Genomic DNA, 20,446 nt, shown 5'->3' with positions numbered 1-20,446 from the left:
TGCCCAACTATCGACTCATCAGGGAAGCGATCCGCGTCGAACGGCGGTAGAATCCCTCCCACCTTCAGTTATCCACAAGTGGCCGACCTTTGCTTATCGAGTCCCGCCGCCGCGCTTATCTGACCGCCATGCAGGTGGTCAATTGGCTGCCGCGCACCGAATTGCCGTTCGCCGCCCCGTCGCGGCCCGAACTGCTGGAAATGCCCCGTCCGGCAGAGCCCGCACCGGCTGCGGCGGCGCCTGTGGCCCGGACCGTGGCCGAGCCCGCAGCGCCTGTGGCCGAACGGCCGAAAATCGAAGTCCCACGGCCAAGCCTTGCCTCGACCCGCACCGGCGCCAAGCCGGTGGAGGACGCTCCAGAGGTACCGGCCCCGGCCAGGGTCGCCCCGGTCCCGCCACCGCGTTTCGCCCTGCAGTTGTTGCGTGCCGGACGATGCCTGTTGCTGGTAGAGCTGCCCACCGGCGAACCGTTCCAGAGCCGCGACCCCGCGTACCTGCTGCTCAAGGACATGTTGCGCGCCGCCGGCCTGCCGGACAGTCCGCAGATAGTGGGTGAACCGGTACGCTGGCCGCTGTTGTCCCGCGGGACGATGGACCAGGGGCCGGAAGCTGCACGGGATTTCGTCCAGGGTTTTGTATCGGCGCGGCTCGAAGATGCGCCCTGCGCGTGCCTGTGGTTGATCGGCCTGCCGGCGGTGAAGTTTGCCGGCGAAGCGGACGCGCAAGCGTTCAATCGTGAACTGCAGGTCGAAGGGCTGGGATCGGCCTGGGCATTACCGGGTCTGGAATTGTTAATGGAAACGCCACGGCACAAGGCTGAAGTCTGGCAAGCCATGCGCCGGCTGATGGCGCGCTGGAAAGAATCGAATGAGTGATGCTGTTTCGTTTCGCCCGATGACCGAGGCGGACCTCGATGCTGTGCTGAAGATCGAATATGCAGCCTACAGCCATCCCTGGACCCGGGGGATATTTCTCGATGGGCTGGGCAAGTACCAGATCTGGCTGATGTTCGAAGGCCAGCAGCAGGTGGGGCATGGCGTGGTGCAGATCATTCTTGACGAGGCGCACCTGCTCAACATTACCGTCAAGCCGGAAAACCAGGGGCGGGGGCTGGGTTTGCGCCTGCTGGAGCATCTCATGTCGATTGCGTACAAGGCCGAGGCCCGGGAATGTTTCCTGGAGGTGCGCGACAGTAACCGCACGGCGTTCCGGTTGTACGAGCGCTATGGCTTCAACGAGATCGGCCGGCGGCGGGATTACTATCCGGCCGTGGGTGGACGTGAAGACGCAGTGGTCATGGCTTGTACGCTGGTGGATTGAAGCCAGCATAGAAGTCTCCTGTGGGAGCAAGGCTTGCCCGCGATAGCGATGGGTCAGTGGTCGAGCTATCGACTGTCCTGGTTTCATCGCGGGCAAGCCATGCTCCCACAGGTGTATAGGCAGCCTGGAGGGCTGCGATTCACTCAGCGCTTGCCGTCCAGTGGGTCGATATCCGCCATCTCGGCCTCGTCCAATCCATCGCCCCCGCCAATGTCATCTTCATCCACCACGCTCAGGTCCCAATCGGCCTGCTCGTCGCCGCCGGCCTCATGGGCATCCCGGGCGCCGTCTTCGCGGATGAGCGTCTCGGGGCTCATGTCATCCTCGGTGGGTTGATGATCATCCATTGAGGCGCCGGTCATGCCGGCCTCGCGAACGCGTTCACGAGGCATCAATTGTTCGCGTTCGTTTTCCGGCAGTTCGTCACCGATCTTCGCGCTGGGCTCATCTTCATCGAACTCCAGTTCATGCATCGAACCCATGCGGTCTTCGTTGTCATCAATGGGCTCCGGTTGCGCCGCATCGAAAGGACGTCGTGAATCATTCATGGCAACTCTCCTACTTTGGGCCTTACTGGATGGACCGGTAGCCGTGTCGAGAATTCCAACGGCATTATCGAAGTGACCTCGACAGCCGCTCCGATGTCAAAGTTTCGCACTGTTCTCGAGGGCAAGACAGCATGAACGAACTACAAGATCTGATTGATAACAACGCGCGCTGGGCCGATGCGATCAAGCAGGAGGATCCTGACTTCTTCTCCAAGCTGGCTCGTCAGCAAACCCCTGAATACCTGTGGATCGGCTGTTCCGATGCGCGGGTGCCGGCCAACGAGATCGTCGGCATGTTGCCGGGCGATCTGTTCGTGCACCGCAACGTGGCCAACGTGGTGCTGCACACCGACCTCAACTGCCTGTCGGTGATCCAGTACGCAGTAGACGTGCTCAAGGTCAAACACATCCTGGTCACCGGCCATTATGGCTGTGGTGGCGTGCGGGCCTCGATGCAGGATCGCCAGTTGGGTCTGATCGATGGCTGGCTGCGTTCCATTCGCGACCTGTATTACGAGCATCGCGAAGCGTTGGCGCAACTGCCGACCGAAGAAGAGCGCGTGGACCGTCTGTGCGAACTCAACGTGATTCAGCAGGTGGCCAACGTCGGCCACACCAGCATCGTGCAGAACGCCTGGCATCGCGGCCAGAAGCTGTCGATCCATGGTTGCATCTATGGCATCAAGGACGGGCGCTGGAAAAGCCTGGACACCACGATCAGCGGTTTCGAGCAGTTGCCGCCGCAGTATCGCTTGCGTCCGGTGGGCGCTCCCTGATCTGACTGGCGTCAGTCGCGGTGACAGCGGCGGCGCCAGTGTTTCAGGAACTTCATGCCCTGTTCGTTGGGCGGTTCGTCATAGCCGGTGATCCAGCCATGGCAATTGGACGAACCGCACCGACAGGCAAACTGCCGATAGAGTTTCTGTTCGGTACTGGCGTGGTCCATCGTCAGGCAGTCACCAGCGTGAATGGGCGTCAGTGCCCACAACCACAGTTCGCTCATGTCGAGAAAGACATTCGGGTTGCAGGAATGCAGCAGCAATCCGGCGAAGTGCGGGTCATACATATGTATGTCCGGCAGGATCTGCACCGTGTGCAGGCGTCGTCGGCCAACCAGCAGCCCCGATACCCTGCACATCCGCTCCATGGGGGCGAACCTTTTCCGGGCGATAACGGTATTGCCGCGTCCGTTGGGGGGGCGTAGCACTTCGAAATCACGGGCAGACGGATAACCCTGGCGGAGGCTGAGTACTTTTTCCGGGTATATGCAGTCCCGGTCCTGCGAAAAGGCTTTATCTGCAACGAAGATGGTCATGACGGTCCTTGTCGGTACAGGCCGACTTGCTGGCGTTGGCGTCCTGCCAACGGTCGTGATTGACCCGGGTAGCTTCCTCCAAGACCGGCGGGACATCTACTGTCAACTCTGACAGGCGCCAAAGGCGCTTTCCCGTGTGAGCGAGGGCTTACACAGGAAAGCGGCACTCATGGCGAGTGAGTACGCCTCGTCATCAGGCTTTGGAGGTCATACCGGCTCGGATGGCAACGGCGTGGGCACCTTCAATTGCGGCAGTTGCGACTTGATTTCAGGCGTCTCGCATTTTTTCGCCGCGTCTTCCGGCGACAGTTTGCGAATCGAGGTGTAGAACAACTCGCAGGTTTTTTCCTTTTGCGTGACTTGCCAAGTCTGCGTGCACTGGTTCAATTGGGTGGTTGGATCGCTGCTTGGCTTGCTGCCCATGCCGGCTTGCCAGCAGGCAGCGCTCAGGTCCTGGCCCATGACTTTCAAGCCTGCCGCGTCTGCCTTGGCTTCGTCGCCGCCGTAGCTTTCCGGGTCGGCGGCATACCAGATGTAGCTTGGGTGGTTGGAACCAAGGACCGGAACCTTGACGCCGGCGGCGGGGGAGATGGTCGCCAGGCCGAGCACCGCTACGGTCTGGCCGTACTGGGTCTTGATCCAGTTGCGCACGGGGGCGCCAAAGGCCACCATCGGCAGCGCGGTCCCGCCGGCGCTCTGGCTGACTTGCTTGACCATGGTGGTCTGGTAGTCGTTGAAGTAATCGTAGACTCCCTCCAGCGTCGCGCCAGCAGTGGACGGCGCCGCGATGGGGGCGATGTCGATGATGGTCTGGTAGGCCGGTGTCTGGTCGGCGGCGATGCCGTTGACCGTCAGCAGCGTGGCCCAACGATCGGTGGTGGCTGATTCCAGGTAGTCCTGGGCCTGGGTCAGGGAGTAATCCGGCGGGAAGTGCAACAGTTCGACACTCTTGCGGTTTTCCAGGGCCATGCCCAGCGGCAGGAACAAGTACCAGTTGTAGGCCCATTTCTTGTCATCGTTGAGCTTCGTGGCCCCCTTGTACGCCAGGTCGCCGGCATCGAGCAGTTTGCTCAGCGGTTGGCCATAGGCTTTCGGCACGCCGCTGATGTGGGCGTAGATTTTACCGTTGTCACGTTTGACACTGACCTTGGCGGTACTGTAGCCGTCACGTTGGACGCTTTGGGTCAGGTAATGCTCGACGGTCTGTTCCAGCGTCCAGTTGCGGAAGCAGATGACGTTGCAGTTGTTGGGGTAAGCGAAGAGGCGGGTGACGCGTTCGGTACTGCCAAGCTGTACATTGATGTCGGCCGCGTGGACAGTGGCACTGAGGGCCAGGGCGGCAAGGGGAAATACTGCAAGTCTAGACATGCTCAGATCCTTTTCAGCGTTTGAGCCCTTCGAACAGGGCGCCCCCATACTGAAACAGACCGAGCTGAAGAAAAAGTGGGCCGATGTAAATATCGGCCCTTTTTTATGGCTTTATGGCATCACTGGTGGCAAATAGACCAATGTCGTGCCCAGCGCCCATAGCAGCACCAGCACCAACGGTGTATGCACCAGCAGTTGCACGAAGGAAAAGCCGATCAAGTCCCTGGCCTTCAGCCCCAACACACCCAGCAGCGGCAGCATGTAGAAGGGATTGATGAGGTTCGGCAACGCTTCGGCGGCGTTATAGATCTGGACTGCCCAACCCAGGTGGTAATTCAGGTCACTGGCCACTTGCATTACGTAGGGGGCCTCGATGATCCACTTGCCCCCACCGGAAGGGATGAAGAAGCCCAGGACCGCCGAGTAGACCCCCATTAACAAGGCGTAAGTGTCGTGGGAGGCGATCTGTACGAAAAAGGTCGAGATGTGGTGGGCGAGCGTCTGGGCATCGCCGCCCTTGACGGTGGTCAACAGTGCGGCGATCGAGCCGTACAGCGGGAACTGGATCAGTACGCCGGTAGTGGTCGGTACCGCGCGGGCCACTGCATCGAGAAAGCTGCGCGGGCGCCAGTGCAGCAATGCGCCGAGCATCAGGAACAGGAAGTTGTAGGTATTGAGCCCCGAAATCGCGCTGATTGCCGGTTTGGTCGAAAACTCGTGGGACAGCCAGCCGGCGGCCAGCAACACCAGCGCAATAGTCAACAGCGGACTGTGTTCCAGCCATTCCCCGGGACGGGTACGGGGCTGCAGGGCCGGCATGCTGAAGCTGGGGTCGATGCCACACGCGGCGGCGTCACGGGCGCTGTTCGGGCCTGGAGCGGTCGCGTAGGCAATCAGCAGCGAAATGACGATCAGTGCCAGCAACAACATGCCGGACTGCCAGAGGAAAATGGTTTGGGTGAATGGAATGACGCCGGTGATCGACAGGATCGACGGGGGCAGGCTGGCCGGGTTGGCCTGCAACTGCGCCGCCGACGACGATAACCCCAAGGCCCACACTGCGCCGAGGCCCAGGTAAGCGGCGGCACCGGCGGCGCGATAGTCCATCTTCAGATCGGTGCGGCGAGCGAGCGCGCGCACCAGCAGGCCGCCGAAGACCAGCGACAAGCCCCAGTTGAGCAGCGAGGCGACCATGGAAATCAGCGCCACCCAGGCCACCGCGGATCGCCCATTCTTTGGGATGCGTGCCAGGCGATCGATCAACCTGACGGCGGGAGGCGAACTGGCGACCACGTAGCCACCGATGACGACGAAGGCCATTTGCATGGTGAACGGGATCAGGCTCCAGAAACCATCGCCGAACGCCATGGCGGCGGCCGTAGGCGTGGCGCCGATGAGCTGCGTCGCCAGCGCGACCACCAGCACCGCCAACGCGGCAAAGACCCAGGAGTCGGGAAACCAGCGTTCGGCAAAACTGGAGCAGCGCAAGGCGAAGCGGGCGGAGCGGCTGTCTTGGATGTCGGTGGTCACGGTGATTACCTCGATTCTTATGATTGATTTTATGGGTACGGGTATCTGGAGCGGCGAGGCCCCGACAACGGTAGAACAATTCACTGACCGTGAAAGATGGACCAGGGTTCGCCAGCGTCCTGGAAAACGCCGGGTCGACCAATGGCACTCTTCAGAAAAAAGTCGCCGCGCCGATGGCATGAGAACAGCTTGTCAATTCTCCTGCCAATCGGAGCATGTCTATGTTCAATCAACGCTTGAAGCAGGAGCTGACGGCCCTGCGCCAAGAACTGTCCAGCCTCATGCAAGTGAAGGAAAGCCTGGACCGCGAAATGCTGGCGCTGACCCTCGATGCCGACGGACGGGTGCAGACGGTCAACCAGAAATTTCTCGATGAAATGCACTACCAGAGCCAGGACCTCATTGGTCGGGCTGTAGAAGATCTGGTGCCGGCCTACTTGAAGTCCAATGAATTCCAGATTCGCTTCAAGTCGGGATTGACCCGTGGCGAGCATTTCTCTGGTGCCGTGCGCCTGCTTCGCGGCAACGGCAAGGAAGCCTGGTTGCGTTCGATCCTTCAGCCCGTGAAAGGGGCAGATGGACGAGTCCGTTATTTCTCGATGTACTCCAATGACCTGACCCGCACCATTGAAGGTTCTCGTGAGCATGAAAACCTCATTGGTGCGTTGGTGCGTTCAACGGCGGTGATCGAATTTGACCTGGATGGTCACGTACTGACAGCCAATGATCGGTTTCTCAACGCCATGGGCTATAGTCTGGCGCAGGTCAAGGGCAAGCATCACCGCACATTCTGTGAGCCGGAGGAATACAACAGCCCTGCCTACCAGCAGTTCTGGAAGCGCTTGAACAGTGGTGAGTTCGTCGCCGGCCGTTTCAAGCGCCTCGACAGCAGTGGCCGTGAAGTGTGGCTGGAGGCTTCCTACAACCCGGTGGTCGACGCCAATGACCGACTGTACAAAGTGGTGAAGTTCGCCACGAACATCACCGATCAGGTCAACCAGGAAAAGGCCGTCGCCGAGGCTGCCAACATCGCCTACAGCACCTCGTTGCAAACCGACAACAGTGCCCAGCGCGGCACCACTGTGGTGACCCAGGCCGTAGACGTGATGCGTGACCTGGCCCGACACATGCAAAATGCCGGCGAAGGTATCGAAGCGCTGAACGAGCAATCCATGGTGATTGGCACGATCGTCAAGACCATCAGCGGCATCGCTGAACAAACCAACCTGCTGGCACTCAACGCGGCTATCGAAGCCGCCCGGGCCGGCGAACAGGGCCGAGGCTTTGCAGTGGTGGCCGATGAAGTGCGGCAACTGGCGTCCCGTACCAGTCAGGCCACCGATGAAATCGTCGGCGTGGTTCGCCAGAACCAGGACATGGCGCGCAATGCCGTGTCGTTGATGACAGACGGCCAACACCAGGCCGAACAGGGCCTGGCCCTGGCTGCCGAGGCGGGGACAGTGATCGTCGAGATCCAGGATGGGGCGAGGAAGGTGGTCGATGCCGTGAGCCAGTTCGCCAATCAACTGTCGACTTGATTCTGCTGTTATTGTTTTTTACATATTAATTATTGTTTTGCGATAATTTCATATCTAAGGTTGGCGCTCCCATACTCTACTGGAGCCCTGACATGTGTTCGAATCGTCTTGCCCTGTACAGCCAGCGCATGGCTGTCATCACGCTGGTTTTCATTGTCGCGATGATGGCAGTCAACGCTGCTGCCTGGCTGCTTCCTGATATTGCGTCAAAATACGGCCTGGGTTTTTCCCTGACCGAGCGGCAGTTGTCCAGTTTGCCCGGCGGGGCAATGGCGTTGACTGGCTGGCAACGTCTAGGTGGGATTCTTTTGTCCAGCGTGCCTCTGTTGGCGCTGGCGGCCGGGTTGGTCAACCTGCGGCAGCTCTTCAGGCGTTATGCCCAAGGGCAGTATTTCTCCAGAGAAGCAGCGGTTTACCTGGGAAACTCGGGTCGCGCAGTGGCGCTGTGGGTGTTGCTGGATTTTCTGTGCGAGCCGTTTCTCAGCTTGCTGGTCACGATCAACGCGCCGGTTGGCGAGCGACTACTGACTATAAGCATCACCGCCCCGTCCTTCGTCGCCTTGTTCCTGGCCGCCTGTATCGCGATCATCGCCCGGATATTGTCCCAGGCGAGTGAAGTCGACTCAGAAAACAGATCTTTCGTGTGAGGAACTCATGCCTATCGTTATCCAACTGGATGTGATGCTGGCGATGCGCAAGGTCAAATCCAAGGATCTTGCCGCCGCAATCGGCATCACGGAAGCCAACCTCTCCCTGTTGAAGCAGGGAAAGGTCAAGGGCATACGCCTGGCGACGCTCGAGGCCATATGCAGTCACCTGCAGTGTCAGCCCGCCGATCTGTTGATTTATCAGCCTGAGGGTGAACAGTCATGAGCGAGTCAGGTATCTGCTCAGTCCCCCAGCGCCTCGCCCTCACGCCGAGGGTCCGCCCCCCCGGCGAGTGAGGTTTTCCCTTGCGCGTCACGCACCCGGACAATCGCCTGGGTGCCGCTGGTCATGTCGATCTCGCTGACCGTGTGACCCTTATCTTTCAGCACCTGGATCAACGCGGGACTGAATTGCCCCTTTTCCAGCTCGGTGGGGCCATTGCGGCTGCCGAAGTTGGGCAGGTTGATGGCCGTTTGCGGGTCCAGGTTCCAGTCCAGCAGGCCAACCACCGATTTGACTACATATTCGATGATCTGCGACCCCCCCGGCGAGCCGACAGCGGCCAGCAGCTCACCGTTCTGACGGTCGAAAATCAGCGTCGGTGCCATGGATGAACGTGGGCGCTTGCCGGGTTCGACGCGATTGGCGACTTTTTGTCCATTCTCTTCGGGGATGAAAGAGAAGTCGGTCATCTGGTTGTTGAGCATGAAACCCTGGACCATCAGATGTGAGCCGAATGCCGATTCCACCGTGGTTGTCATGGACACGGCGCCGCCCTGGTCGTCCACCGCCACCACTTGCGAGGTGGAGATACGTAGCGGCGAACGGTCCGGCGCGTAGGCCACCTGGATGCCTGGTGGCGTACCGGGTTTAGCGACGCCCATGCTGCGCGGGCCGATCAGATTGGCGCGGCTGGCCAGGTACCCGGGGTCGACCAGACCCTTGACTGGCACAGGGACGAAGTCCGAATCGGCGACATACTGGGCGCGGTCGGCGTAGGCCAGGCGTTCGGCTTCTGCGATCAGGTGCACGGCTTCCGGCGCGGGCTCGAGGCCAGCGGGGTTGTCGCTCTTGATGGGTTTCAAAGGGGCGAGGGCGGTGTGGCTGTCGCGCTGCTCCAAAGCCTGCAAGGTCCCGAGAGTCTGCGCTACGGCGATTGCGCCAGAAGAGGGCGGGGCCATGCCGCAGAGCTGCCAACGCCTGTAGTCGGTGCACAACGGTGCACGCTCCTTGGCGGCGTAGCCTTTCAGGTCGTTCAGCGAAAGGCTGCCGGGGTTGGCGTGGCCCTGCACCTTGGCGACGATTTCCCGGGCCACCGGTCCTTCGTACAACGCATCGGGACCTTCGTTGGCGATGCGCTTGAGCACGCCGGCCAATGCCGGATTTTTCAGCAACGTGCCGACAGCTTTCGGACTGCCGTCGGTGTTCAGGAAGTAAGCGGCCATGTCTGGCGAGCCTGGCAGGGACGGGTCGCCGGCAATGATTGAGTGCAACCGGGGCGAGATTGGGAAACCTTGCTCCGCCAGCTTGATGGCCGGATCGAACAGCGTTGCCCATTTCAAGCGCCCGTGTTTTCGGTGGGCCAGTTCCAACGCACGCAATACACCGGGTGTGCCGACCGAGCGGCCACCGATCTGTGCGGCGGTAAACGGCATGGGTTTGCCATCGGCCTGTAGGAACAGTCGCTCAGTAGCGCCGGCCGGAGCGGTTTCACGTCCGTCGTACGTACGCACGGCCTTGCCATCCCACAGCACGATGAATGCTCCTCCGCCGATGCCGGATGACTGCGGTTCCACCAGGGTCAAAACCGCCTGCATCGCAATCGCCGCGTCAATGGCTGAGCCCCCACGGCGCAACATTTCCCGCCCGGCCTCGGCCGCCAACGGGTTGGCTGCGGCGGCCATGTGTTTGTCGGCATGGCGGACCTGCAGATCTGTACGGTAGCCGGAGGTGATTTCTGGTGCGGCGGGTAATGCGGGTGTGGAGGAGGAAGGTGGAGCCTTACAGGCAACGAGGGTGAGGGCGACAGCCAGCAACGAAACGGCTGACAGGCGATGAAGGTTCGGTCTGAGGTCTGTAAGCACGTGTTGCTCCATCCGTGGCATGGGATATAGAGTCGGACTGTAGCGATGCGAGACGCAGGGTGCAAACCGACGGGGAACCTGCTTCTGAGCAGTACCGCCCGAAAACAGGATCGACCCGCATCATGGAGGAATTACCGATGAAGCTGATTGGCATGCTGGATTCCCCCTATGTTCGCCGCGTGGCCATCTCGCTTGATCTGATGGGGGTCTCGTTCGAGCATGTCGCACTGTCGGTATTCGGTTCGTTCGAGGCGTTCCGTGCGATCAATCCGGTGGTAAAAGCCCCCAGCCTGGTGCTGGATGACGGTAACGTGTTGATGGATTCGACGCTAATCATCGACTACTTCGAGACGCAGGCCTGCGCTGACAAGAAGTTGATGCCACAACAGGCCATGCCCCTGGTCGCTTCGCTGCAGGTGCTGGGATTGGCGCTGGCTGCTTGCGAAAAGACCGTGCAGATTGTCTATGAACGCCAGTTACGCCCAGAGGAAAAACGTCATCAGCCTTGGCTGGACCGGGTTGTCGGGCAGTTGCTGGCGGCCTGCCGGGAATGGGAAACCCGGCTGGCGTGCATGCAGCCGGCTATGCGGGACAGGCCGGATCAGGCCGCCATTACCAGCGCAGTCGCCTGGTCCTTCATTCAACTGATGATTGCCGATGTCGTCAGGGCAGATGATTTTCCTGAGTTGCATGCTCATGCGGCACGGTTGGAAGAGACCAAATTGTTCAAGCGATACCCCCAGGCTTGAGGGGGCAATAACGCACTTGACGCCCCCCCAGGATGGGCCCCAGGGGCGCCGACGGCTTGGCTCGGAAGTGAGCCATGGCCACAATTGAAATGCACCTGCTCTGGCCTGCTTATCTACTCATTTGATCTTAACGACGACCTTACCTTTCGCTCGACCTTGGCCCAGATAATCAAGTGCTTCCTTCGCTTGCTCGAAAGCAAAGACCCGATCAATCACAGGCTTGATGCGCTCGGATTTGACCAGCCTGCCAATTTCATTGAGTTGAGTGCCGTCCGGGCGAACGAACAGGAACGAATAGGTCACGTGGTTTTTTTTCGCCAGAGCGATGATCTTGCGGCTCATCAGGCCGAAGACGAACGAGAGGAGAACGTTCAGCCGCCGGGCTTTGGCAAAGGCTTTGTCCAGGGGACCGACCAGTGAAACAATTTTGCCGCCCGGCTTGAGAATGCCAACAGACTTTTCAAGTGCGTCCCCTCGGGTGGTGCCGAGGACCACATCGCACCCACTGAGCACCTGCTCAAATGCCTGTTTCTTGTAATCGACCACTTCGTCTGCGCCCAGGCTACGTACCAGCTCGATGTTTGCGGTGCTGGTCGTGGTAGCTACCTTGGCCCCCAGATGTTTTGCCAGTTGGATCGCGAAGGTACCAATACCTCCTGACCCTGCCGGGACGAAGAGTTTCTGGCCGGCCTTGAGGTGGGCGCGCTCTTTCAACGCTTGCCAGGAGGTCAGCCCCACCATTGGCAGGGATGCGGCTTGCACGAAATCCAGGTTCTCGGGCTTCAATGCGGCAACCGCCGCGGGTACGACTGCAAACTCGGCGATTGAACCGGTGCCAAGGTCAAAGAGACTGGCAAATATCGCATCCCCCGCCTTGAAGCGAGTGACCGCGCTGCCGACTTCAATGACCACGCCCGCGAGATCGCTGCCCATGACGGCCGGCAATTCGAACTTCAGGACAGGCTTGAAAATCCCGGTTGGGATCATGTTGTCGATCGGGTTCACCCCGGCTGCGTAGACTTCGACCAGCAGCTCATCGGACGCGATCGTCGGGCGGGCAACTTGCTCAAACCCGATTTGCGGCGACTTGCCATAGCGTTTGAAGGTGAGTGCTTTCATATTGCGCTGATTCCGATGTGGATAGGCCGCTGCCATTTCGCTCCCCCACGGCATGGCCGCAGGGAAGCTTTGCGTTCATTGCGTCGGCTGAACGAGGGCCATGACATTCAGGCTTTCGGTTGATAGCGCTCAGCGGCGTGGGCCTGGCGAATCTCTGACAGCAACCCCTGTCGCGCTTGATCCAGAGCCGTCCAGCGAGCCTCGGTGTGTAACGGCGGGATGGTGACCAGCTCGCGGCGATCAAAACCGACCAGCGCTGCATCGACCAACTCTTCGACATCCATCACTTCGCTCAGTGAATTGACGTCGATCCCTGCGCGCTCCCAAATTTCGGTGCGGGTTGCTGCTGGTAATACTGCCTGGACATAGACTCCCATGGGCGACAGCTCCAGGTGCAGCCCTTGGGACAGGAACAGTACGAACGCCTTCGTAGCGCCATACACCGACATGCCGAATTCCGGCGCAAGACCCACCACCGATCCCAGGTTGACGATAGAACCCGCACCGGACTGTGCAAAGCGTGGAGCTACCGCAGCGGCGAGACGCGTCAGGGCAACGACGTTGAGTGAGACAAGGCGGTCGATCGCCCCGGCGTTCTGTTGAACGAAGGCACCGGATTGAGCCAGTCCTGCGTTGTTGATCAGTACGCCGATGCGCGAGTCATCACGCAGGCGGGTTTCGACTGCACTGAGATCGGCAGGGTCGGTCAAGTCAGCTTGCACAACATCAACTGCGATGCCGTGTTCTGCTTGGAGGCGGGCGGCCAGCGCATCCAGGCGTTCCTTGTCCCGGGCGACAAGGACAAGGTCATGGCCGCGTTCGGCAAGGCGTTTGGCATAGGTGGCGCCGATGCCGGTAGAGGCACCTGTGATCAGAACAGTCGCAAGCGTTGTCATGTCGGAATTCCTGAGGGCGTGTTGTGCAAGAAGATGAATTGGGAGGCTTCAACCAGCGATTGTCGGGTAGTCGGTGTAGCCTTCGGCACCGCCACCGTAGAGCGTGGTACCGTCGAGAGGTGTCAGCGGTGCAGCGGTTTTCAAGCGTTCAACCAGGTCTGGGTTACTGATGAACGGACGGCCGAAGGCAATCAGATCTGCCTTGTCCTCATTGAGTGCAGCGGTAGCCAATTGCAGGTCGTAGCCGTTATTGGCCAAGTAGGTCTGCTTGAATCGCTGACGCAATGCGTCGTAGTTGAACGGTGCTACATCGCGTGGGCCGCCAGTGGCGCCTTCCACTACGTGCAGCAAGACGATCCCCAGCGCATTGAGCTGCTCGACGATGTATTCGTACTGAGGTTGCGGGGCGCTGCTGGAGACGCCATTGGCCGGGGAGACCGGCGAAATCCGCACGCCGGTGCGCTCGGCACCGATTTCGTCGACCACTGCCGCGACGACCTCGAGCAGCAGACGCGCGCGGTTCTCTATCGAGCCGCCGTAGGCATCCGTGCGCTGGTTGGCATTGTCTTTGATGAACTGGTCAAGCAGATAGCCGTTGGCTCCGTGGATCTCGACGCCGTCGAAGCCCGCGGCAATGGCGTTCGCCGCCGCTTGGCGAAAGTCGTTGACGATGCCTGGCAGCTCGCTCGATTGCAGGGCGCGAGGCTCCGATACGTCGGTGAAACCGTTGTTGACGAATGTTTTCGTCTGCGCCCGGATTGCAGACGGCGCCACGGGTGCTGCGCCATCCGGTTGCAGATCGACATGCGAAACACGGCCAACATGCCAAAGCTGCACAAAGATACGTCCACCTGCAGCATGCACCGCGTCGGTCACCGTCCGCCAGCCGGTGATCTGCTCATGCGTGTACAGCCCCGGGGTGTCTTGGTATCCCTGTGCCTGCGCTGATATCTGGGTGGCTTCAGTGATGATCAGGCCGGCCGAGGCGCGTTGAGCGTAATAGGTCGCGCTCAAATCGCTCGGGACTAGGCCTGCGGCTGCGCGGTTACGGGTCAGCGGCGCCATCACGATGCGATTGGAGAGCGTCAAGTCACCCAGTAGATAGGGTTCGAAAAGCGATTTCTCAGACATGATTTCCGGCTTCTGGTGTGGGATTGGCCTCAATGATTGCGATCGAACTCTAAAATGTCAATGTTTTGATGTTGAATGACATCAATGTATACTGGCGGCTAGTTGGACAACGCTTGGATGGACAATGAAAGTCACGAAGAAACAGGCGCAGGCTAATCGCGCGCATATTGTTGAAACCGCCTCCGCGCTCTTTCGGGAGCGCGGCTATGATGGCGTTGGCATCGCGGATCTGATGGCCGCTGCCGGATTTACCCAAGGAGGCTTTTACAAGCACTTCCGCTCCAAGTCCGATCTGATGGCTGAATCGTCGGCTTGCGGTATTACGCAATCTGCGGAGCTCACTGCCGGCGCCTCGGTACAAGAGTTTGTGCGTGCCTATCTCTCACGCGAGCACCGCGATAACCGCGCCACAGGCTGCACGCTGGCGGCGTTGTGCGCGGATGCGGCTCGTAAGGACGAGGAGGTCCGCGCCATCTTTGCGGCAGGTATCGAGACCCAACTGGCGGTGTTGCGTGGAGAAGGTAACTTGAGTCCTGAGGCCGTTGAGAAGGCTCGTGCAACGCATCTGGCGATAATGGCCCAGGCACTCGGCGCCATTGTGATGTCCCGCGCCTGTCCCGACGGCTCTTCATTGGCTGATGAAATTCTCGAGGCCTGCCAGGTCGCGATTCTCAAATCTGTGACGTCGTCGGAAACCGGGGCAGACAAGCTGCAACATGAGAACTGAGGCGAGTTGAGCGCCACTCATCCATTCGGAGAAATGTGCTTCGGGGGCTGACAGAAAGGCCTTTCGAGCCAGGCAATCGTGGCGGTATCCGCCATGATGTTTTTTTCGCGCATAAAAAAACGGCTTATCTTTCGATAAGCCGTTTTTAGTACTTGGTGGCTACACAGGGACTTGAACCCCGGACCCCAGCATTATGAATGCTATGCTCTAACCAACTGAGCTATGTAGCCAAGTGGCGCGCATTATTCGCCGGTAACGAGGAAGTGTCAAGCGTAAATCTGAAATATTTCTCTGCGCTTTCAACCGCTTATCCATCCTCGCCACAAATGCCTGTCAACCGAGTTGAAATCTCCCTGTATTCGCACTCAGTGCCTGACTTCCCTGGCTCAGGGTATCGGCCGCCAGGTTCACCGCCCGAGCGCCATCCAGCAAGCGCATGGCGGCTTGATCGACCTGCTGGATATTGCCGCTGACCTCGTCGGCCGTGCTGGCCTGTTCGTCCACTGCGGTGGCGATCTGCGCCAGGGTATCGGTCACGCTTTGCACGGCGCTGGCGATTTCCCCCAGGCGCTCGCCCAGGCTGGTGACGGCTTGGGCATCGGTCTGTGCCTGCTCGCAGGCGGCTTCCATCAGGCTGACAGCTTCATTGACCGTCGCGCGCAGGCTGTCGACCGTGCCTGCAATCTGCTGGGTGGAGGACTGGGTACGCTGCGACAGGCTGCGGACCTCATCGGCAACCACCGCGAAACCGCGGCCCTGTTCCCCGGCGCGGGCCGCTTCGATGGCGGCGTTGAGCGCCAGCAGGTTGGTCTGCTCGGCCACGCCACGGATGGTGTCGACCACCAACTGGATCTGTTGCCCCTGTTCGCTTACCCGGCCCAGGGCGGCGGCTGTTTCGTTGAGGCGTTGGTTGAGTTGCTGGATGCTCGCGGTCGTGCGTTGGCTGTCACGGCTGCTGTCGGCGGCGATGCGTCGGGTCTGCTGGGCGCTGTCGGACGCCTGTTCACAGCTTTTTGCCACGCCTTGAGAGGTTGCGGCCAGTTGCGTTGCGGCGGCAGCGATTTGGCTGATCTGCATCTGTTGGGCTTCGACTTCTCCCAGGGCGCCGCTGGAATGGGTGTTGAGGGTGCGCACGGCATTGCTTACCTGCGATGTCTCATGGTCGACTCCCAGCAAGCTGTTACGCAGTTGCACCACGGCGACGTTGAGGGCGGTGCTGATCGCCGCCAATTCATCGCGTCCTTGCACCGGCACTTGCAGGCTGAGGTTACCGTCACGCAGGGCTTCGGCCAGCAAGGTGATGCCGCTGGCGCTGAGGCGGATGGACGCTTGCAGGCAGACAAAAAGGTAAAGGGCCGCCAACAGCAGGCAGCCCAGCACCGTCGCCACCAGTGTGAACTGGCGGATCGCCGTAGCGTGATAATGGTTCAGCCGTGTATCCAGGGCCACCAGGGATTGCTGGCGCAAAGCGGCCAGATCGGACAGCAGGGCGTCCAGGTGTTTCTCGAAGTCTTCCGGTTTCAGGCTGATGGAGCCGCCGAACACGCCGTCGTCGAGCACTTTCAGTTCGGCATCCAGGCGCTTGAGGCTGCCTTGATATTGACCGGCCCAGGTTTGCAGGTCGCCAGGCAGGCGTGCTTCCAGGAGCCCACCGGTCTTGAGCAACTGATCCCGGGCGTCGCCGATGCGGCTGCGCAGGTCCCGCAATTGCAGGCGGCTCTGCAGTGTGAACTGGCCCGACACTACCGAGGCCTGTCCGACGCTGGCCAGGCGTCCGACCCGCTCGATCAGCTCGGGGGTCTGCTGGGTCGAGATCTGGGTCAGCAGATAGGTTTCGAGCCAGGAGGCGAGGGTCAGGCGATTGTCCATCACGATCTGCTCACGCAGGGATTGCAGTGCACTGAGGGCGGCGGTGAAGCGATCATAGCCGTCCGGCCACCAACCTACGGTGCCCAGGCTTTTCGAGTCCAGACCTTTGAGGCTGTTCTGCAAGGCTTGGTAGCGGGCGAGGATGTCGGCTTCGGCGCCTTCGGCCTGCAAAGTGGTGCTCAGGTCATCGGCGGCCTGGTTGAGGGCCGGTTGTACGGCATCGAAAGCCGCCATCGCGGCAAGCGTGGCAGGCGTAGGTTGCCGATTGGTTTCCGTGGCGCGCCAACGGGCAGCGCGGTTGCGCTGGGCGGTGAGCAGGTTGTCCAGGTTGTCCAGGGCCAGTAACTGGCGGACCCCGGCACGTTCCCCGGAAATCAGGCTGAGCTGATCGCGATAGTCCTGGCCGATGATCCACAGACTGCCCATGAGTGGCAGGATGAAGAGCAAGAACAACAATTGGAATTTACCGGCGAAGCCGAAACGTCCCAATAATCTGATGCCCGGTGATAGAAAAGCCTGCATGCCCATACTCCCCTGAACACCCTTGCACTCTTTTTGTGCGTTTCTACACAAATGCTGAAACAGGTGTTCTTTTAAAAGGCCTCGAAAATTCGCTCTGATCGCTCTGTACGCGGGCTCTGTAGCGAAACTTCCCATTCTCGGTTCCCTTTGTAAGGGACCGCGTTATAACGAAAAATAAGGCAAGATTCAGACCATGGCGTTGAGCTATCACCTTGGCGGCGGGGATTTTTTAGGTCGATAGCATGCTAATTAAAAACGTGTCGCACTAAAATGGCGCATTGCGGTGCCTGTCAGCGTGCGCTCCCCGTTCGCTGAGTTGAAACGATACGAACGTTGGGTCGCCGAGTGTGCTCTCGTTACGACTAAAGTACTGATTTGTATAAGTCCTAAGTTGATGTTGTAGAAGTATTGCCCGTGTTAATTTGCTGTGGTTGTTGGTTTGAATGGATTCTGCGGCTTTATTCAAGGGTGATCCTGGGTGATAGCAGAAGCAGGCTTTACATTCTTTCCGCCTATCGCCTTTGCCTTCCTGGAAATAAGCCTCCGGTTTCTGATTCGAACGCCTCTTCCGCTACCGAGTGGATAGAGCGATGAATGCTTTCCCCCACTTGCCACGTTTCAATGCTGGTAAACAGCTGTATCGCCGTGTTCTTGAAGGCATTCGTCCGAGGCGGCGTAAGCAGCGGTGATCGATTGTTATTCGCCACGTCGTGCACACGTTGAAATGCCGCCGTCGTTGTTGACGGTAGCAATAAATAGAATCAGGCAGGGGTCAATATGAAGTTCAAGTCGTTGCAGGCACGTATTTGTGTCACGGCGGGCGTATGCCTGTTTGTTTCATCGGTCAGCCTGGTTGCCTATGGGCTCTTCAGTGCTCGCTCCAATGAGCACTATGTATCGACGGAAGTTACGGCGCTGGTTGAAAAGTCGACGATCCGGGAAATTCAGAACCTGGCCGAGTCCCGCGCCAACGCCATTCAAGCCAGGCTGCAAACCGCTCTGGATGCAGCTCGCACCATGGCCAACACCTTTGCTGCTGGTAAGGCCGCGCAAAGCCCACTGGCATTGGGCCGGGATCAAATCAACAGTGTATTGCTCAGTGTTCTCAAGGATAACCCTGAATTCAACGGTACGTATTCCTGCTGGGAACCGGACGCATTGGATGGACAGGATCACGCTTTTCGAAATGCCCAGGATGGCAACAATCCGCTGACAGGACGTTTCACACCCTATTGGACACGCAGCGCGGACGGCCATGTCGCGGTGCAACCGCTGGTGGAGTATGACTCCCCTGACCGTCACCCCAATGGTGTGCCGAAGGGCGGTTGGTACAGCGGCCCGCGCGACACCCTGAAGGAAAGTGTGTTGGACCCCATTCCTTATGTGGTCCAGGGCAAGAATGTCTGGCTGACCACCTTGTCGGTACCGATTGTGTCCGGCGGCAAGTTCTACGGGGTGGTCGGGGCTGACTTCGATATCGCCTTTATCCAGAAACTCAGCGAGCAGATGTCTGCCGATCTTTATGGTGGCAAGGGGTCTGTTTCGATCATGAGTAACCAAGGACTGGTGGTCGCGGACAGCAAGCGTACGGATCTGATCGGGCAACCCATCAAGGCCTTGCTGCCTGATACCTGGGAAAAGGTGCTGGGCGATATCCAGCGTGGTCATGGCGATGGCCTGCTCAATCCGCAGACGCAGGATATTGAAGTGCTGATGCCCATTGAACTGGGGCGCACGGGGAAGCCGTGGGCAGTGCTGATTCGCTTGCCCAAAGCGGTGGTCATGAGCCAAGCGATTGCCCTGGAGCAGGAGTTGCAATCGCGCAGTATCAGCAACAGCGTCTGGCAAGTGTCCGTAGGGCTGGGTATTTCATTGTTGGCCCTCGTTGGCCTTTGGCTGGCTGCGGCAAAAATCGTCGGGCCGATTCGCGAGGCCGCGGCCTTGGCGGCCCAGATCAGCCTGGGGGATTTCTCTCGTCGCCTGGTGCAGAAATCCGAGGATGAAGTCGGACAGTTGTCCATCGCGCTCAACGACATGTCCGAGAGCCTGCAACGACAGGTCAGGGTGGCTGAACGCATTTCCGAAGGCGATCTGGACCTGGAAGTCCGGCTGTCTTCACCCCACGATACCCTTGGCAAGTCGCTGGAGAAAATGCTCGGTAACTTGAACCAGTTGATTTCCGAAGTACAGGTCAGTGCCACCCGAATCAGCGGCAGCTCGGCGCAGGTCACCGATCTGAGTCAGTCCTTGTCCGACGGGGCGGCCAACTCTGCCTCGTCCATCACCGAGATCAGCGCGGTGATGACCCAGATGGCTGCCCAGACCCGGGACAACGCCGCCAACGCCAAGAAGGCCGACGAGCAATCCCAGGCATCACGGGCCGATGCGGGAGAGAGCGACAAGTTGATGAGCGAGCTGATTGCCGCGATGGCCGAAATCGACAGTTCAGGCAAGGACATCACCGCGATCATCACCACCATCGACAACATTGCCGCACAAACCAACCTTCTGGCGTTGAACGCTGCCATCGAGGCTGCCCGGGCCGGTGAGCTCGGGCGCGGTTTTGCCGTGGTCGCGGACGAGGTTCGCACCCTGGCGGCCCGCAGCGCCGAGGCCGCGCAGCAGACCGCCGCGCTGATTGCCGATTCCTCGAACAAGACACAACGCGGCATGATCATCGCGGGGCGAACCGCCGAGTCCCTCAAGAATATTGTCAGTGGCACCAGTGCGGTGTCCAGCCTGGTTTCGCTGATCTACCAGGCTTCCAGCGAGCAGGCTTCAGGCTTGCAACAGGCCAGTGTCGGGTTGGAACAGATCGATGAGGTGACGCAGAAAAACCAGTCGAGCTCGCAGGAATGCGCGGTGGCGGCCAAGGATCTGTCGGAGCGGGCGTCGCTGATGCAACGGGTGTTGAGCCGCTTTAAAGTCAAAGGGGGCTAGTACCCGTTCCCAGGCGTATGGCCAAGCATGTCAAATCAGCACAAGAAGCCCTGCACCGGTGATGGATGCAGGGTTTTTTGTCAGATCCTGTAATAATTCGCCTCGCATGAAGCGTCCTGAAACTCTGTAGGATTTTTATCCC

The 20,446-nt window shown here is 59.7% G+C and carries 18 protein-coding genes, 1 tRNA gene and 2 pseudogenes; 11 read left to right on the top strand and 10 right to left on the bottom strand.

Annotation, left to right across the window (positions count from 1 at the left end; translation table 11 throughout):
* Positions 1-89 precede the first annotated feature (89 nt).
* Complete coding sequence (locus QZH45_RS25485) at positions 90-875, top strand: energy transducer TonB (protein WP_080686212.1); 786 nt, start codon at positions 90-92, stop codon at positions 873-875.
* A complete protein-coding gene (gene rimI, locus QZH45_RS25480; protein ID WP_003205585.1) occupies positions 868-1,320 on the top strand; it encodes a ribosomal protein S18-alanine N-acetyltransferase in 453 nt (150 codons plus the stop codon). Before QZH45_RS25485 ends, rimI begins: the two co-directional genes overlap by 8 nt.
* A 143-nt stretch (positions 1,321-1,463) precedes the next feature.
* Here rimI and QZH45_RS25475 read toward each other — a convergent pair whose 3' ends face one another.
* The gene (locus QZH45_RS25475; RefSeq protein WP_024778191.1) at positions 1,464-1,868 is read right to left on the bottom strand and encodes a hypothetical protein; all 405 of its coding nucleotides are present in this window, start codon (positions 1,866-1,868) and stop codon (positions 1,464-1,466) included.
* 131 nt (positions 1,869-1,999) lie between these two features.
* Between QZH45_RS25475 and can the strand changes: the two genes are divergently transcribed.
* Complete coding sequence (gene can / locus QZH45_RS25470; protein ID WP_024778190.1) at positions 2,000-2,644, top strand: carbonate dehydratase; 645 nt, start codon at positions 2,000-2,002, stop codon at positions 2,642-2,644.
* A gap of 11 nt (positions 2,645-2,655) precedes the next feature.
* Here the strand turns inward: can and QZH45_RS25465 are convergent, their stop codons facing one another.
* The 3 genes from QZH45_RS25465 to QZH45_RS25455 form a co-directional block, all read right to left on the bottom strand.
* Positions 2,656-3,183 (bottom strand): hypothetical protein, encoded by a 528-nt coding sequence (locus QZH45_RS25465; protein ID WP_024778189.1) that lies wholly within the window; start codon positions 3,181-3,183, stop codon positions 2,656-2,658.
* Positions 3,184-3,390: 207 nt separating this feature from the next.
* Positions 3,391-4,551 (bottom strand): hypothetical protein, encoded by a 1,161-nt coding sequence (locus QZH45_RS25460; protein ID WP_053191878.1) that lies wholly within the window; start codon positions 4,549-4,551, stop codon positions 3,391-3,393.
* A gap of 111 nt (positions 4,552-4,662) precedes the next feature.
* Entirely contained in the window at positions 4,663-6,081 is a 1,419-nt protein-coding gene (locus QZH45_RS25455) for a short-chain fatty acid transporter (protein WP_055135149.1), read from the bottom strand.
* 215 nt (positions 6,082-6,296) lie between these two features.
* Between QZH45_RS25455 and QZH45_RS25450 the strand changes: the two are divergent.
* The 4 genes and pseudogenes from QZH45_RS25450 to QZH45_RS25435 all read left to right on the top strand — a co-directional run.
* Positions 6,297-7,079 (top strand): annotated as a pseudogene (locus QZH45_RS25450) (PAS domain-containing protein); the annotation flags it as partial.
* Positions 7,080-7,187: 108 nt separating this feature from the next.
* Entirely contained in the window at positions 7,188-7,619 is a 432-nt protein-coding gene (locus QZH45_RS25445; protein WP_392397200.1) for a methyl-accepting chemotaxis protein, read from the top strand.
* Positions 7,620-7,711: 92 nt separating this feature from the next.
* Entirely contained in the window at positions 7,712-8,266 is a 555-nt protein-coding gene (locus QZH45_RS25440; RefSeq protein ID WP_024778185.1) for a DUF2975 domain-containing protein, read from the top strand.
* Positions 8,267-8,273: 7 nt separating this feature from the next.
* Complete coding sequence (locus QZH45_RS25435; protein ID WP_024778184.1) at positions 8,274-8,492, top strand: helix-turn-helix domain-containing protein; 219 nt, start codon at positions 8,274-8,276, stop codon at positions 8,490-8,492.
* 17 nt (positions 8,493-8,509) lie between these two features.
* Here QZH45_RS25435 and ggt read toward each other — a convergent pair whose 3' ends face one another.
* Entirely contained in the window at positions 8,510-10,363 is a 1,854-nt protein-coding gene (ggt, locus tag QZH45_RS25430) for a gamma-glutamyltransferase (protein ID WP_050593840.1), read from the bottom strand.
* A gap of 125 nt (positions 10,364-10,488) precedes the next feature.
* On the opposite strand from ggt, the gene QZH45_RS25425 reads away from it, so the two are divergent.
* A complete protein-coding gene (locus QZH45_RS25425) occupies positions 10,489-11,100 on the top strand; it encodes a glutathione S-transferase (RefSeq protein ID WP_024778182.1) in 612 nt (203 codons plus the stop codon).
* Positions 11,101-11,217: 117 nt separating this feature from the next.
* On the opposite strand, the gene QZH45_RS25420 is transcribed toward QZH45_RS25425, so the two are convergent.
* The 3 genes from QZH45_RS25420 to QZH45_RS25410 form a co-directional block, all read right to left on the bottom strand.
* On the bottom strand, positions 11,218-12,219 hold the full coding sequence (locus QZH45_RS25420) for an NADP-dependent oxidoreductase (protein ID WP_024778181.1): 1,002 nt from the start codon (positions 12,217-12,219) through the stop codon (positions 11,218-11,220).
* A gap of 107 nt (positions 12,220-12,326) precedes the next feature.
* Positions 12,327-13,115 carry an SDR family NAD(P)-dependent oxidoreductase gene (locus tag QZH45_RS25415; RefSeq protein WP_024778180.1) on the bottom strand — a complete coding sequence of 263 codons (789 nt, stop codon included), beginning with the start codon at positions 13,113-13,115 and terminating at the stop codon, positions 12,327-12,329.
* A 48-nt stretch (positions 13,116-13,163) separates the two neighbouring features.
* Positions 13,164-14,246, bottom strand: coding sequence for an alkene reductase (locus tag QZH45_RS25410; protein ID WP_024778179.1), 1,083 nt, complete (start codon positions 14,244-14,246; stop codon positions 13,164-13,166).
* A 124-nt stretch (positions 14,247-14,370) separates the two neighbouring features.
* On the opposite strand from QZH45_RS25410, the gene QZH45_RS25405 reads away from it, so the two are divergent.
* Positions 14,371-14,973 carry a TetR/AcrR family transcriptional regulator gene (locus QZH45_RS25405; protein ID WP_024778178.1) on the top strand — a complete coding sequence of 201 codons (603 nt, stop codon included), beginning with the start codon at positions 14,371-14,373 and terminating at the stop codon, positions 14,971-14,973.
* 153 nt (positions 14,974-15,126) lie between these two features.
* Here QZH45_RS25405 and QZH45_RS25400 read toward each other — a convergent pair.
* Together QZH45_RS25400 and QZH45_RS25395 are read right to left on the bottom strand one after the other, a co-directional pair.
* Positions 15,127-15,203: transfer RNA gene (locus tag QZH45_RS25400), tRNA-Met, on the bottom strand.
* A 103-nt stretch (positions 15,204-15,306) separates the two neighbouring features.
* Positions 15,307-17,364, bottom strand: a complete 2,058-nt coding sequence (locus QZH45_RS25395; protein ID WP_024778177.1) for a methyl-accepting chemotaxis protein — start codon at positions 17,362-17,364, stop codon at positions 15,307-15,309.
* Between the two features lie 777 nt (positions 17,365-18,141).
* On the opposite strand from QZH45_RS25395, the pseudogene QZH45_RS25390 reads away from it, so the two are divergent.
* Positions 18,142-19,404, top strand: a pseudogene (locus tag QZH45_RS25390) (PDC sensor domain-containing protein); the annotation flags it as partial.
* Positions 19,399-20,304 carry a methyl-accepting chemotaxis protein gene (locus QZH45_RS25385; protein ID WP_418323283.1) on the top strand — a complete coding sequence of 302 codons (906 nt, stop codon included), beginning with the start codon at positions 19,399-19,401 and terminating at the stop codon, positions 20,302-20,304. The pseudogene QZH45_RS25390 and the gene QZH45_RS25385, both read left to right, overlap by 6 nt.
* Positions 20,305-20,446: the final 142 nt, after the last annotated feature.

The organism is Pseudomonas corrugata (assembly GCF_050920615.1).
In the GTDB taxonomy this organism is placed as follows: Bacteria; Pseudomonadota; Gammaproteobacteria; order Pseudomonadales; family Pseudomonadaceae; genus Aquipseudomonas; species Aquipseudomonas corrugata.
The sequence above is the reverse complement of the archived record's forward strand: the minus strand, read 5'-3'. Positions and strand labels throughout refer to the sequence as shown.

Bases quoted from the DNA above. Each gene is read 5' to 3' on its own strand.
- rimI (WP_003205585.1), top strand. From the start codon at position 868: ATGAGTGATGCTGTTTCGTTTCGCCCGATGACCGAGGCGGACCTCGAT.
- QZH45_RS25475 (WP_024778191.1), bottom strand. From the start codon at position 1,868: ATGAATGATTCACGACGTCCTTTCGATGCGGCGCAACCGGAGCCCATT.
- can (WP_024778190.1), top strand. From the start codon at position 2,000: ATGAACGAACTACAAGATCTGATTGATAACAACGCGCGCTGGGCCGAT.
- QZH45_RS25465 (WP_024778189.1), bottom strand. From the start codon at position 3,183: ATGACCATCTTCGTTGCAGATAAAGCCTTTTCGCAGGACCGGGACTGC.
- QZH45_RS25460 (WP_053191878.1), bottom strand. From the start codon at position 4,551: ATGTCTAGACTTGCAGTATTTCCCCTTGCCGCCCTGGCCCTCAGTGCC.
- QZH45_RS25445 (WP_392397200.1), top strand. From the start codon at position 7,188: ATGCGTGACCTGGCCCGACACATGCAAAATGCCGGCGAAGGTATCGAA.
- QZH45_RS25440 (WP_024778185.1), top strand. From the start codon at position 7,712: ATGTGTTCGAATCGTCTTGCCCTGTACAGCCAGCGCATGGCTGTCATC.
- QZH45_RS25435 (WP_024778184.1), top strand. From the start codon at position 8,274: ATGCCTATCGTTATCCAACTGGATGTGATGCTGGCGATGCGCAAGGTC.
- ggt (WP_050593840.1), bottom strand. From the start codon at position 10,363: ATGGAGCAACACGTGCTTACAGACCTCAGACCGAACCTTCATCGCCTG.
- QZH45_RS25425 (WP_024778182.1), top strand. From the start codon at position 10,489: ATGAAGCTGATTGGCATGCTGGATTCCCCCTATGTTCGCCGCGTGGCC.
- QZH45_RS25420 (WP_024778181.1), bottom strand. From the start codon at position 12,219: ATGAAAGCACTCACCTTCAAACGCTATGGCAAGTCGCCGCAAATCGGG.
- QZH45_RS25415 (WP_024778180.1), bottom strand. From the start codon at position 13,115: ATGACAACGCTTGCGACTGTTCTGATCACAGGTGCCTCTACCGGCATC.
- QZH45_RS25410 (WP_024778179.1), bottom strand. From the start codon at position 14,246: ATGTCTGAGAAATCGCTTTTCGAACCCTATCTACTGGGTGACTTGACG.
- QZH45_RS25405 (WP_024778178.1), top strand. From the start codon at position 14,371: ATGAAAGTCACGAAGAAACAGGCGCAGGCTAATCGCGCGCATATTGTT.
- QZH45_RS25395 (WP_024778177.1), bottom strand. From the start codon at position 17,364: ATGCAGGCTTTTCTATCACCGGGCATCAGATTATTGGGACGTTTCGGC.
- QZH45_RS25385 (WP_418323283.1), top strand. From the start codon at position 19,399: ATGTCCGAGAGCCTGCAACGACAGGTCAGGGTGGCTGAACGCATTTCC.